The sequence below is a fragment of the Kitasatospora sp. NPDC001175 genome (assembly GCF_053598215.1).
Genome location: NZ_JBSFJU010000118.1, coordinates 1 through 12,353 on the forward strand (window position 1 = coordinate 1; position 12,353 = coordinate 12,353).

At 71.9% G+C, this 12,353-nt stretch carries 12 protein-coding genes and 1 tRNA gene; 1 reads left to right on the forward strand and 12 read right to left on the reverse strand.

Features of this window, described 5'->3' with window-relative positions; all coding sequences use genetic code 11:
• Window positions 1-352: 352 nt before the first annotated feature.
• The 4 genes from ACWDAK_RS38840 to ACWDAK_RS38855 all read right to left on the reverse strand — a co-directional run bounded on the left by ACWDAK_RS38840 (window position 353) and on the right by ACWDAK_RS38855 (window position 1,608).
• Window positions 353-925 (reverse strand): dihydrofolate reductase family protein, encoded by a 573-nt coding sequence (locus ACWDAK_RS38840; protein ID WP_427395404.1) that lies wholly within the window; start codon window positions 923-925, stop codon window positions 353-355.
• Window positions 913-1,152: a hypothetical protein gene (locus ACWDAK_RS38845; protein ID WP_427395405.1), complete on the reverse strand. Its 240-nt coding sequence runs from the start codon at window positions 1,150-1,152 to the stop codon at window positions 913-915. The genes ACWDAK_RS38840 and ACWDAK_RS38845 overlap by 13 nt, the downstream gene beginning before the upstream one ends.
• 134 nt (window positions 1,153-1,286) lie before the next feature.
• A tRNA-Leu gene (locus ACWDAK_RS38850) sits at window positions 1,287-1,373 on the reverse strand.
• 55 nt (window positions 1,374-1,428) lie between these two features.
• The gene (locus tag ACWDAK_RS38855; RefSeq protein WP_427395406.1) at window positions 1,429-1,608 is read right to left on the reverse strand and encodes a hypothetical protein; all 180 of its coding nucleotides are present in this window, start codon (window positions 1,606-1,608) and stop codon (window positions 1,429-1,431) included.
• 163 nt (window positions 1,609-1,771) lie between these two features.
• Between ACWDAK_RS38855 and ACWDAK_RS38860 the strand changes: the two genes are divergently transcribed.
• Window positions 1,772-2,632, forward strand: coding sequence for an alpha/beta fold hydrolase (locus ACWDAK_RS38860; RefSeq protein ID WP_427395407.1), 861 nt, complete (start codon window positions 1,772-1,774; stop codon window positions 2,630-2,632).
• Between the two features lie 63 nt (window positions 2,633-2,695).
• Here ACWDAK_RS38860 and leuA read toward each other — a convergent pair whose 3' ends face one another.
• From leuA to ACWDAK_RS38900, 8 genes are all read right to left on the reverse strand, one after another.
• Window positions 2,696-4,261 carry a 2-isopropylmalate synthase gene (gene leuA, locus ACWDAK_RS38865; RefSeq protein WP_344640943.1) on the reverse strand — a complete coding sequence of 522 codons (1,566 nt, stop codon included), beginning with the start codon at window positions 4,259-4,261 and terminating at the stop codon, window positions 2,696-2,698.
• Window positions 4,262-4,344: 83 nt separating this feature from the next.
• The gene (locus ACWDAK_RS38870; RefSeq protein WP_427395408.1) at window positions 4,345-5,784 is read right to left on the reverse strand and encodes a DHA2 family efflux MFS transporter permease subunit; all 1,440 of its coding nucleotides are present in this window, start codon (window positions 5,782-5,784) and stop codon (window positions 4,345-4,347) included.
• Entirely contained in the window at window positions 5,781-6,959 is a 1,179-nt protein-coding gene (locus tag ACWDAK_RS38875) for an AMP-binding protein (RefSeq protein ID WP_427395409.1), read from the reverse strand. The genes ACWDAK_RS38870 and ACWDAK_RS38875 overlap by 4 nt, the downstream gene beginning before the upstream one ends.
• On the reverse strand, window positions 6,956-7,957 hold the full coding sequence (locus tag ACWDAK_RS38880; protein WP_344640937.1) for an ATP-grasp domain-containing protein: 1,002 nt from the start codon (window positions 7,955-7,957) through the stop codon (window positions 6,956-6,958). The genes ACWDAK_RS38875 and ACWDAK_RS38880 overlap by 4 nt, the downstream gene beginning before the upstream one ends.
• A 16-nt stretch (window positions 7,958-7,973) precedes the next feature.
• Window positions 7,974-8,789: an alpha/beta fold hydrolase gene (locus ACWDAK_RS38885; RefSeq protein ID WP_344640938.1), complete on the reverse strand. Its 816-nt coding sequence runs from the start codon at window positions 8,787-8,789 to the stop codon at window positions 7,974-7,976.
• Window positions 8,782-10,257 carry a class I adenylate-forming enzyme family protein gene (locus ACWDAK_RS38890; RefSeq protein ID WP_344640939.1) on the reverse strand — a complete coding sequence of 492 codons (1,476 nt, stop codon included), beginning with the start codon at window positions 10,255-10,257 and terminating at the stop codon, window positions 8,782-8,784. Before ACWDAK_RS38890 ends, ACWDAK_RS38885 begins: the two co-directional genes overlap by 8 nt.
• Before the next feature lie 57 nt (window positions 10,258-10,314).
• The gene (locus ACWDAK_RS38895) at window positions 10,315-11,001 is read right to left on the reverse strand and encodes a class I SAM-dependent methyltransferase (protein ID WP_427395410.1); all 687 of its coding nucleotides are present in this window, start codon (window positions 10,999-11,001) and stop codon (window positions 10,315-10,317) included.
• Between the two features lie 200 nt (window positions 11,002-11,201).
• Window positions 11,202-12,131 (reverse strand): LysR family transcriptional regulator, encoded by a 930-nt coding sequence (locus tag ACWDAK_RS38900; RefSeq protein ID WP_427395411.1) that lies wholly within the window; start codon window positions 12,129-12,131, stop codon window positions 11,202-11,204.
• Between the last annotated feature and the right edge of the window lie 222 nt (window positions 12,132-12,353).

Genomic DNA, 12,353 nt, shown 5'->3' on the forward strand with positions numbered 1-12,353 from the left:
CGCGAGGGGGGAGTTGAACCCCCACGCCCTTGCGGGCACTGGAACCTGAATCCAGCGCGTCTGCCTATTCCGCCACCCGCGCAGGTGATGTCCCATATCTTAACCGATCTTCCGACCCACCTCGCACCGGCTCCGCACCACCCCGCCCCCGCCGGGTCGGGCCGGGGTCATCGCCGGTCGCGGTTCCGTCGACCGCCGCCCGCTTCGCTGCCATCAACTCCTGTTCGGCGCGCCGGATGTCCGCTCCTGGAGAACGAGCGGGCACCGACGTGCCGACCGTCGGTGGGGCCGGCACGTGCCCGTTCGGGCGGGCGGCGGAGTGCCGCCCGCCCGAACGGGCGACGACTCCTGGTCAGCGGACGACGTCGAAGACCTGCTTCTGCACGCCGTTGGGGTAGACCTCGTGCTCGACCAGCGTCAGCTTCTGGGTGTCCTTGTCCGTGGTGCTGAACAGGCGCTTGCCGGCGCCGAGCAGCAGCGGGTAGACCAGCAGGTGGTAGCGGTCGATCAGGCCGGCGTCCGAGAGGCCGTGGTTCAAGGAGGTGCTGCCGTGGATGATGATCGGGCCTCCTTCGCTCTCCTTGAGGGCGGCGACCTGGTCGAGCGAGCGCAGGATGGTGGTCTCGCCCCAGTTGGAGACCAGCTCGTCCTCGGTGAGGGTGGTGGAGACGACGTACTTCGGCATCGTCTTGTAACGGGCGAATTCCTCCATGTCCGGCCACACCGGGCTGAACGCCTCGTAGCTGACCCGGCCCATCAGGATCGCGGTGGCTTCCTGCTGCTCCCGTTCCTTGATCTCGAACGCCTCGGGGACGAACTCGACGTCCTTGAAGGTCCAGCCGGAGTTCCGGTAGCCGGGTTCGCCGCCGGGGGCCTCCATGAAGCCGTCGAGCGAGATGAAGGCGGTGCTGATCAGGGTACGCATGGGTGATTCCTTCGTTTCTCGTGTGCGGCCACCGCCGGGGACGGCCGCTTGTCCACAGGATCACTTCCCGGATCGGTGTTCAGCGTGATCTCGGCAGGATCGAAGAACCGCGGCTCGCCAACCAAGCCGACGGGCGTCACAGCCCCGGACGTCGACAGCCACAGCCCGGCGTCGGAGGAGAACGTCGACGCCCCTTGGTAGGCGTAGACCTGTGTCTGTGTCGGCATGGCGCAGAACCTATCCCCTGCCCCCGACAATGCCGTGGGCCGGACACGGCTCCCAGGCCGCGTCCAGCAACGAAATGAGGCTGGTCAACCCGACATTCTGTCGGGTTGACCAGCCTCATTCGGTCGATTGACCTTGGTGCGCGAGGGGGGAGTTGAACCCCCACGCCCTTGCGGGCACTGGAACCTGAATCCAGCGCGTCTGCCTATTCCGCCACCCGCGCAGGTGATGTCCCACATCCTAGCCGTCCTTCTGACCTGCTCCGAACCACCCCCCCATCAGCGAGGCGGGACGACCCTGCGGCCACGCTTCCGGAGCGCGGAGACGACCAGCGCGGTGAGCGTGAGCACCGCCACGCCGATGCCCACCACCCCGGCGTAGCCGCCCAAGAGTGCCTGCGTCCCCGAGCTCACCAGCCCCACCACCAACCGCACGCACAGCCGTCCCAGATATCGCATCCGCGAACCGTACCCGACCCGGCGAGCACCGGAAGAGGGGACCTGTCGCAGTCGTCCCGGGGCCGGCTTTCACCGCGGGCGAACCGGCCGTGTCGCCTGTCGCCGTCGGCCGTTGACCGACATGGGCAGGAGTCAAAGCCCGTGAGCATCAGGGAGGTTGGCGGTGCAGAAGGTACGGATCGATGGGACGGACATCGCGTACGAGGAGGCCGGGTCCGGGGAGACCGTCGTTCTGGTCCACGCCGGGTGTGCGGACCGGCGGATGTGGCAGGAGCAGTTCGCGGCGCTCTCCGAGCGGTACCGCGTGATCCGTTACGACTGGCGGGGGCGGGGCGCTTCGGGGGACGCGGTCGGCTCCTTCGCCCATCACCGTGATCTGCTCGCGCTGATGGACCGGTTGCAGGTCCGGCGGGCGGCGGTGGTCGGCGCGTCCGACGGCGGGAGGATCGCGCTGGACGCGCTGCTCACCGCTCCGCACCGGTTCCGGGCCCTCGGCCTGATCGCGGCCGGGCTGTCCGGTCACCAGTGGCCCGCCTCCCTGGTCGACCGGGCGCGGCGGCAGGTGCACAGCCTCGTGCCGAGCGAGCGGCTGCGCCACTACCAGCAGGGCGCCGCCGAGCGGATCGAGCCCGGTGACCTCGACGCCGTCGCCGAGGCGGAGGCCGAGCTGTTGGTGGCCGGTCCTGACCGCACCCGGGCCGTGCTGCCGCCTCGGGTCTGGGAGCTGGCCGTGGCCATGGACCGGCTCACCCGGGAACGGATGTGGGGCGGCCCGCGGTTCACCGAGCAGCAGCTGTGCCCGCCGGCCAAGGAGCGGCTGGCCGAGGTGGCGGTGCCGACACTGGTCGTCGCGGGGCTGGCGGACGCACCGGAGATCCTGGCCGCATCCGCCCTGCTGGCCGAGGGCATTCCCGGGGCCCGTCGACTCGACCTCCCCGACACCGGCCATCTGCCGCCGGTGGAGCGGCCGCAGCTGGTCACCGCCGCGCTGACGGACTTCCTCGCAACGACCATGCCCTGGTAGGTGGTTGGGGTGCAGGGGCGGGGAGAGCGGCTGTGACGCCCAGCCAGGCCTCCCCGCCCGCCCTCAGACGCGCCGGGACCTGCCGACCGCGCTCGCCACCGCCCGCCGCCGTGCGGTCGCGGAGTCGGCGCCGCGGCCGACCCCCCACAGGTTCCGCCCGTCGACCGAGCAGTGGGCGTAGGCGACGACCTCCGCCGCCCCGTCCGTCGAGGTGCCCCGCGTCTGCTCCGCACACGTGAGGACCTCCAGCCGGAGCGGGTCCACCGCCCCCTCCGCCTCCGGGTGCTCCGCAGCGACCTCCAGGTACTCCGCCGAGAACAGCGCGCCCAGTCGCTCCGCCGTGATCTCCCCGCCGATCGCGTCGGCGTGTTCCTGGACGATCCGGGAGAACTCGATCTGGAGCCGCCGCGGCAGCTCCAGTCCGTGCTCCTGCCGCATCAGGTACGCCACTCCGCCCTTGCCGGACTGGCTGTTGACCCGGATGACCGCCTCGTAGGAGCGGCCCACGTCCGCCGGGTCGATCGGCAGGTACGGCACCGTCCAGGCGGTCCGCTCCACCGGCACCCCGTCCTCGGCGGCCTGCCGTTCCATGGCCGCGAAGCCCTTCTTGATCGCGTCCTGGTGCGACCCGGAGAAGGAGGTGTACACCAGGTCGCCGCCGTATGGGTGGCGGGCGGGCACCGGGAGGCCGGTGCAGTCCTCGACCGTACGGCGGACGCGGTCGATGTCGGAGAAGTCGATGCCGGGGTCGATGCCCTGGGCGTGCAGGTTGAGGCCGAGGGTGACCAGGCAGACGTTGCCGGTCCGCTCGCCGTTGCCGAACAGGCAGCCCTCGATGCGGTCGGCGCCGGCCAGTACGCCGAGTTCGGCGGCGGCCACGGCGGTCCCCCGGTCGTTGTGCGGATGCACCGAGAGGGCGACGTACTCCCGACGGGTCAGGCTGCGGCTCAGCCACTCGACCTGGTCCGCGTAGACGTTGGGAGTGGTGCGTTCCACCGTGGAAGGCAGGTTGAGCACGATCTCGCGGCCCGGCCCCGGCTGCCAGACGTCCATGACCGCCTCGCAGACCTCCAGCGCGAAGTCCGGCTCGGTCTCGTTGAACAGTTCCGGCGAGTACTGGTAGCCCAGGTCGCAGTCGCCGAGGAGCTGGTCGGCGTACTTCATCAGCTGTCCGGTACCGCGCACCGCCAGGTCCCGGCACTCCTCCCGGCTCGTCCCGAAGACCACCCGGCGGAACAGCGGTGACGTGGCGTTGTACAGGTGGACGGTGGCCGCGCGGGCTCCCACCAGGCTCTCCACGGTGCGTTCGATCAGCGCCTCGCGGGCCTGGGTGAGCACGGAGATGCGCACTCCGTCGGGCACCCGCTCCTCGCGGATCAGCCGGCGGACGAAGTCGAAGTCGGTCTGGCTGGCGCTGGGAAAGCCGACCTCGATCTCCCGGTACCCCATCGCCAGCAGCAGCTCGAACATCCGCAGCTTGCGGTCGGGGCTCATCGGCTCCAGCAGTGCCTGGTTGCCGTCGCGCAGATCGGTGGAGAGCCAGCGGGGAGCCGCCGTCAGCGTCCGGCCGGGCCAGGTGCGGTCCGGCAGGTCCGGTGTCCGCAGCGGCGCGTACCGCGCGGACGGCATCCGCGCACCACCCCGGTGGGCCGCTGCACCACCCCGGTGGGCCGGTACGGACCGCAACCGCGTGCCGTCGTCGTGAACCGCCGTCACCCGCCGCTCCTTCCGCAGTCCTGAGCTGCCGCCCCCGCCGAAGCGGGTTCGGCGGCCGGCTTCGCCGAGACGTCCCGCCGGGCCGCCGCGCAGGCCACGGCACCGAGCAGGATGACCGTGATGGGCAGCGCCATCGAGGTGCGCATCGTGCTCACCCCGCTGCGCGCGTCCGCGGTCTGCACCTGTACCAGGGCGCCGACCGCGGCGGTGCCGACGACCGACCCCAACTGCCGTACGGTGTTGAGCACTCCGGAGGCGGCGCCGACCACCGCCGGGTCGACGCCGCGCATCGCCACCGCGGCCATCGGCGCGATCAGGCAGCCGTTGCCCGCTCCCACCACGACCATGGGGGCGACGAACGCCGCCCACGGCGTCGCCGGGCCCATCACCAGGGCGCTCCACAGCATCCCGACCGCCGTCAGCACCATGCCCGCGAGCAGCACGAACTTGCCGTCGATGCGGTCGGAGAGGCGGCCGGTGAAGGGGGCGAGCGCCATCGAGACGGCGGAGGCCGGGGCGAGCGCGAGCCCGGCCTTCAGCGCGCTGAAGTGCAGCACGGACTGGAAGTACAGCGAGAGCAGCAGCATCAGCCCGAGCACGCCGATCGAGACCGAGGCCGAAACGGCGTTCATGACCGTGTAGTTGCGGTCGCGGAAGAGCTGGAACGGCACCAGCGGCTCCTCCGCCTGCCGCCGGCGCTGCTGGGCGGCGAAGGCGGCGAACAGCGCCGCGGCGCCGAACAGCAGCCCCCAGATGACGGCGTTCCAGTGGTAGCGCTCGCCCTCGGTCAACGCGAAGGCGAGGCAGAAGACCGCCGCCGAGGACAGCGCCACTCCCACGAAGTCCAGCCGGTGCCGGGCGCCGCCCTGGCGGAGGTCCGGGACCACGGTGAAGACGGTGGCCAGGACGACCGCGCCGACCGGCACGTTCACGAAGAAGATCCAGCGCCAGCCCAGTTCACTGACCAGCAGGCCGCCGAGCGCCGGGCCGGCCACCGCAGCGACACCGGCCACCGCGCCCCAGACCCCGAGCGCCGCGCCGCGCCGCTCGGCCGGAAAGGCGCGCACGATCAGGGTCATGGTCTGCGGCACGAGCAGGGCCGCGCCCACTCCCTGCACCAGCCGGGCGGCGATGAGTTCGGCGGGGTTCTGCACCAGCCCGCAGACCAGGCTCGCCAGGGTGAACACGGCGACGCCCAGCGCGAAGAGCTGGCGCGGACCGCGCAGGTCGCCCAGCCGGCCCGCGGTGATCAGCAGTGCGGCGAGCACCAGGATGTAGCCGTTCAGCGACCACAGCACCGCGTCGAAGGAGGCGTGCAGGTCGTCGATCATGCTGGGAATGGCGATGTTGACGATCGTCAGGTCCAGCAGGGTCATGAAGAACCCGAGCGACAGGACGATCAGGATCGCCCACGGATTGCCGCGGAGCCGGTTCATGCGACACCTGCCCCGTCGGTTTCGGCCTGCTGCCAGACCATCGCGGGCACCTTGTTGGTGCGCTCGATCCGGGTGAGCCGCTCCACCCGCCGGGCCCGCAGGGCGTCGGGGTACTGCCTGGCCACCGCCGCGAGGTGGTAGAACTCGCCGATCAGCCGGCCGCGCACCGCCTCCGCGTCGGCAGTCCCGGTGAACTCGAGCGTCAGCGCGCTGGCCGCCTTGGGCGAGTCGGCGCTCCGGGTGAGCCGCAACTGGGCCTCCAGCACGCCGGGTTCACCGCGGACCAGGTCGACCAGCTCGCTCACCTTGAACAGCGCGCTGCGCAGGGTCACCGAGTCGTCCGCCCGGCCCAGCACCCGCAGGGCGTCGGGCCGGCCGCAGCGGCACTCGACGGGGGCCACCCGGTCGCCCAGCCGGTAGCGCACCACGGGCACCGTCCAGCCCTCGCCGACCCGGCTGAGCAGCGCGCCGTCCTCGTCCGGTTCCATCACCTGGTCGGGCAGCAGGTGAAGGGTCGTCTCGTCGCAGCCCGGCTGGTTGGTGCACATCACCCAGGTCTCCACCGAGCCGTAGTTGCCCCACAGCCCGGCCTCGGGGAACGCCTGGCGGACCAGCTCGCGCTTGTTGCCGGTCCACGGTTCGGCCATCCAGATGACGGTGCGCACCGGGAGGGTGCCGCCGGCGTCGATGACGCCCTGGGCGAAGTCGGCGAGCCCCGTCGGGGTGCCCGCCAGGGCGTCCACCCCGACCTCCGCCAGCATCGGCAGCCAGCCGGCCACCTCCGCCGGGGAGTAGGGTCCGGACGGGATGACCGTGCAGCCGCTCCGCTCGGCCAGCGTCTGCATGTAGTAGTGCGATCCCCACATCCGGCCGGCGTTGAAGAGGTTGAGCAGCACGTTGCCTGGGCGCAGCGGCCGCCAGTGCTCCAGGAGCCGGGTGAGTCCCATGCCGTGCGGGACGTAGGTCAGCTTGGGACGGCCGGTGGTGCCGCCACTGGACATCAGCACGCTGCCGGCGCTGCGCGCCGCCGCACCGGTCAGCGCGTAGATCTCGGCGGGGCCCGTGACGGCCAGGTCGGCGAGCTGCCGCGCGGCCGGGGGGACGGGCGCCCCGCCGGCCTCGGCCAGGGTGCGCGCGTGTGTCAGCAGCCGTTCGGTCGGTATCTGGCCGATCATCGGATGGCGTCCTTCCGGTTCAGGAACTGCCGGTGTGCGTCCGCGTACGCGGCGAACCGGTCGGCAATGACCTTCCGCTGCTCGCGCTCGGTCTGCTCCGAGTCGGCGAACCCGACCGCGCCGTCCGGCTCCACCTCCGAGAGCCAGAAGCGCTCGCCGTCCCAGAGGAAGTCGACGGCGATGTACGGCATCGGCATCCGCGCCGCCACGTAGTCGACGGTCTCGGCGAGTTCGGGCGGCAGCGGCACGTGCTCCATGCCGCCGCCCGAACTCAGGTTCGCGGTGAGCGACGCTCCCTTGGGGATGCGGCGCAGCACGGTGTGCGGCTTGCCGCCCACGACCCACACCCGGAAGTCGTTGATGCCCTCACCGAGGTAGGGCTGGCACACCAGGGCGGTGTCCGCGCCGGACGCGATGCCGGCCACGCCCTTCAGTTCCTCGGCGTTGCGCACCAGGCAGACGCCCATGCCCATGCCCCAGTAGGCGGGTTTGACGATGGCCGGGTAGCTGAGGGAGGCCAGCGCCGCCTCGTAGCTGCGCTGCGCGGTGTCGCGGCCGGTGCCGATCCGGACGGTGGGCACCTGCGGCAGCGGGCTGTCCGCGAGGTGGAGCATGGTCGCCGCCTTGTCGTTGGCGATGAACGACAGGTGGGGCGGGATGGGCAGGTAGAAGCCAGCCTGTTCGAGGATCGTGTACAGGTAGAGCTGGTTGCAGACGTCCACGGTGTGGTGGGGCAGCGACCAGAGCGAGGTCACGAACACGGTGTCCTCGGGGGTGACGCGCTCGCCGTCCAGGTAGACCTTGGGGCCGCCCGGGCCACAGACGTCCACGGCGACCTCTTCCGGCTTGTGCAGGGAGAGCGCCCAGCCGCCCTCACGGGCCACCTCCCGGTAGATCCCCCAGACGTGCTTCCATTCCTTGTCCCGCATCCGGTCGGTGCCGCGGTCCGGGTAGATCCAGCACAGCCGGCGGGTCGGGGCGGCAGGGGCAGTGGTCATCAGCAGTCCGCCTTCGTCATCGGGCCACCCAGGAGCGGATCGTCCGCTGGAAGCGCTCCGGCTCCTCCAGGAACGGCAGGTGGCCGCTGTTCTCGAACACCTCGAGTCGGGCCCCGGGCACGGTGTCCGCGAGCCGGCTCCCGACGGCGCTGGGGTAGATCCGGCTCCGCGCGCCGTGCACGAAGAGCACCGGCACCGGCAGTGCCGCCAGCCGTTCGCGCCAGTCCTGGCGCACCACGTCCTGCCAGAGCTGCTGTCTGGCGGCGGGCGAGCAGGTGGCGACCGCGTCGGCGAGCCTCGCCAGTAGGTCGGGGTCGGGGACGGTGCCCTCGGCGAAGTAACCGGCCACCTGGTCGGCCGCGACGGCCCGGTCCGTGCCGGCGAGGTTCTGCCGGACGGTCTCCGCGTCCGCGGCGGTGAGCCGGCCGAACGCCGCGTGTTCCCAGCCGTCCTCGTACAGCAGGTACGGGCTCTGCTCCACCGACACCAGCCGGGCGACGCGCTGTGCGCCGTACCGCTCCAGGTAGCGGTAGGCGACGGTGGCGCCGAGTGACCAGCCGACCAGGGTCACCGCCCGCAGGTCCAGCTTCCCGGCCACCGCGTGCAGGTCCGCGGCGCAGCGGTCGATCCCGACCGGTCCGGTGCCCAGTGGGGTCCGGCCGTGGCCGCGCAGGTCGAAGGTGACGACCCGGTGGTCGCGGGCCAGGCCCTCGGCGGTGGCGGCGAGGAAGGCAGACGGTGCGCCGAGCCCGTGCACCAGCAGTACCGGCGAACCTTTCCCGGTCTCCTGGTAGTGGATCGACTGTCCATCTTCCAGGAGGAGTTCAGCCATGGTGCCACTCGCCGACCGGACCGAGGGCACCGCTCTCCCAGCGGCGGCGCAGGGCCGGCTTGTCGGGCTTGCCGACCGGAGTGTGCGGGATGTCGTCGGTCAGCCGGATCGAGGCCCGCAGCCCGTGCCGGTCCAGCACCTCGGCGACGGCCTTGCGGAGTTCCTGCTCCGGCCGGTCCGGGTCCGGGTGCAGCACCAGCAGCACCTCGTCGGAGTACCGGTCCGGGTGGGCCGGCAGGGCGGCCGTCTCCAGCACCGGGCAGCCGGCTGCGATCTCCTCGTCCAGCACGGGGGCGAGCAGCGGACCGCCGGCGGCGGCCAGGGTCTCGGTGACCCGGCCGAGCACCCGCAGCGTCCCGTCCGGGCCCCGCTGGGCGACGTCTCCGGTCCAGAACTCCTCACCCCGGAAGGTGCGGGCGTTCGCCTCGTCGCTGCCGACGTATCCCTCGCTGGTGCAGTCCGAGATGAGCACCAGCTCGCCGAGGTCGGGCCGGTCGGCCGCGAGCGGTTCCAGCCGGACGCCGACGCCCTCGACGGGGACCATGCCGACGCCGGCCTGGAGCACGTCGGACATGTTGCCCATGGCCAGGCCGAACTCGGTGGAGCCGTAGATCTGCCGGATGTGGATTCCCAGCACCTCGGCGGCGTCGGTCAGTTGCGCGGCGCTGACGTAGGCTCCGCCGCACAGCGGGCGGCGCAGTCGCGACAGGTCCGGCGCCGGGCGGCCCGCGGCCGCCCGCACGTACTCCTCGTAGTGCCGCGGCAGGGCGCTCATCGCGGTGGCCCGCCTTTCGGCGATCTGCCGCAGCAGGACGTCCGGCGCGGCGTCCGGGTCGGCCAGCACCAGTTCCGCGCCGGACAGCAGTGCGGCGAAGACGTGCAGGTCCGTGGCGTGCGCGACGTCGAGGGTGTGCCGGCAGAAGAAGACGTCGTCGGCGGTGATGCCGGTGTCCGCCAGCCAGCGGCGGCGCTCGCGCAGGAAGCGGTCCTGCCGCCAGACCATCTGCTTGGGGAAGCCGGTAGACCCCGAGGTCCACAGTGAGCGGAACAGCCCGTCGTACCGCTCGCCCGCCTCCCGGGGCGAGGCCGTGGCGGCTTCCAGGGTCTCCAGCCGGACCCGCGGCGGGGCCTGGTCGGGGAACTCCCGCTGGTGGTCGGTGACGATCATCCGGGGCCCGGTGAGGCGCAGTGCCGTGGCGATGTCGGCGCGGTCGAAGTTGCTCATCAGCGGCACGTAGCGGGCGCCGATGCGGGCCGCGGCCAGGATGAGCGCCACATAGCGGATGCTGTTGCGCAGCGAGCAGGCGATCACGTCCCCGGCGCCCACGCCGTGCCCGCGCAGCCCGGCGGCCGTGCGGTCGATCAGGTCTAGCAGTTCCGCGTAGCTCGCGCTCGCCCCGTCCGCGGTGGTGACGGCTCGCGCGTCGGGCCGCCGGGCGGCGATGTCACGCAGCGCTTCGTAAAGCACGGTTCACCCTTCCGAGCCCGTCCGCGGTTCGTGGTGTGCGGAGCGCGCCGTGGGCGGTCACGATCCGTTCCAGCCCGCGTAGGTGGCGAAACGCCAGTCCTTCGCCAGGCAGTCGGCGGTGGTGAAGCCCGCGTCGCGCAGCCACTGGATCTGGGTTTCGACGTCGATGGGAATGTCGTGCTTCATTCGCTCACGGCCGGCTGCCCATTCCTCCGCCGGAGTGTCGGACGCGAGCACGTGCGCCTCGTGCTGCCGGTCGTACATCTTCTCCAGCTCGGACGTGGGCGCGAGCACCTGCTCGACGTTGACGAATATTCCGCCGGAGCGCAGGATCTTCCGGATCCGCGTGAACAGGTCCTGCTTGTCCTGGTGTTCCAGGTGGTGGATGGAGAGGGCGGACACCACGGCGTCGAAGGGCCCGGCGGGGAGCTCGTCGAGGTGGTCGGCCACCCGGATGGCCACCTGGTCGTCGTCGGCGAACCGCTGGCGGGCCTGCTCCAGCATCGCCTGCGAGCGGTCCTGGAGGAGCAGTTCGGCGTCGGGGAGCCGCTCGCGCAGCGCGGCGCCGAGCAGGCCGGTGCCGGCTCCGAGGTCCAGGATGCGCGCCGTGGCCGGCACTGACATGGCCACCACGCTCACCGCGCTGCCGTAGAGGAGGTCGAACGACGGGATGAGCTGCCTGCGCAGCGCGTCATAGGTTTCCGGATTCCACAGTTCGATTCTGGGGGAAGCGGTCTGGGACATGCCTCTGTTCCTTTCCTCACAAGACCTGGGGAATGGCCGGGGAAACCCTCCCGGAAATTCCACGAATTACACCGGTGGTGCGGGCCGAAAATGATTTCAAGATCACAGCATGTTCACGCCAAGGCTAAGTGTCCGCCGCTCAGGTGCGCAAATCACTCTTCCTTATCCGTTTGATAAGCGCCGGCCATTCGACTCACCGGTCAGCCGACCAGGACGCGGTCGGTGCCCGGGCGCCTGGCGGCCTGGTGGGGGTGGCCGGGGACCGGCTCCGCCCCGGTGATCGGGTAGGCCCGCAGGGCGCGCTGGGCCGCGCGGAGGGCCACCTCGACCACCCCCGCGGGGACCTGGGGAGCCACCGCCAGCGAGACGGGCATCGGCTCGGGGACCGGCAGCGCACCGGCGGGCAGCCGGCGCAGCCCCCACAGCTCGTCCGCGTTGGCCAGCAGGCAGGTCACCCCCAGGCCGACGGAGACCGCGGCGCGCAGCCCGGCGAGTTCCGGCCCCTCGTAGGCGATCTGCCAGGGCAGGTCGTGGGCGCCGAGGGTGTCCAGGAGGTGCCGCCGCAGATTGCACGGTTCACCGCACAGCGCGAGCGACAGCGGCCCGCCGGCCGACCCCGGGTCGGCGCCGAACCAGGCCAGCCGCATCGCCCCGAGGAACCTGGTCCCGTCCTCCCTGGGCGGGCGCAGCAGCAGGGCGACGTCGAGCTCTCCGGCCGCCACCCGTGCCGCCAGCGGCTCGCCGAGTCCCAGGTGGATGGTCGGGCGGACTCCGGGCAGGAGTTTCACCAGGCCGGAGAGGAAGTCCGGCAGCGCGCCCTCCAGTTGGGGGCAGAGGCCGACACTGAACTCCGTCACCTCGTGCGGTGCGGTGATCCGCGCCACGGCCTCGTCGTTGAGCGCGACGATCCGACGCGCGTAGCCGTACAACTCCTGCCCGGCCGTGGTGAGTTCGAGCTGGCGCCCGGTTCGGGCGAAGACCGGTCCGCCCAGCACCGCCTCCAGCCGCCGGATGTGCTGGCTCACGGCGGGCTGGGTCAGCGACAGCTTCTCCGCCGCCCGCCGGAAGCCGCCGGCGCTCATGATGGTGACGAGCGTCCGGAGCTGGCTGACGTCCAGATTTCGGTACACCGGGTGTCCCTCCGTGTCGGTGTGCGAGGGCACGGGCTCGGAACGGGACCGCTCACCGAACCCCCGCCCTCCCGGCGGACCTGACCGACCGGCAATAGGGAGCGTGGATCAAGGAGCGGGTCGAGAGCCGAGTCTGGGCGTGCATCGTGCGGGGGTCCCCCCGGCCGTCAGGCTGGGGGAAGAGAGCGCAGCGGCGCTGCGCGCGACGAGGGATGTGCGTCC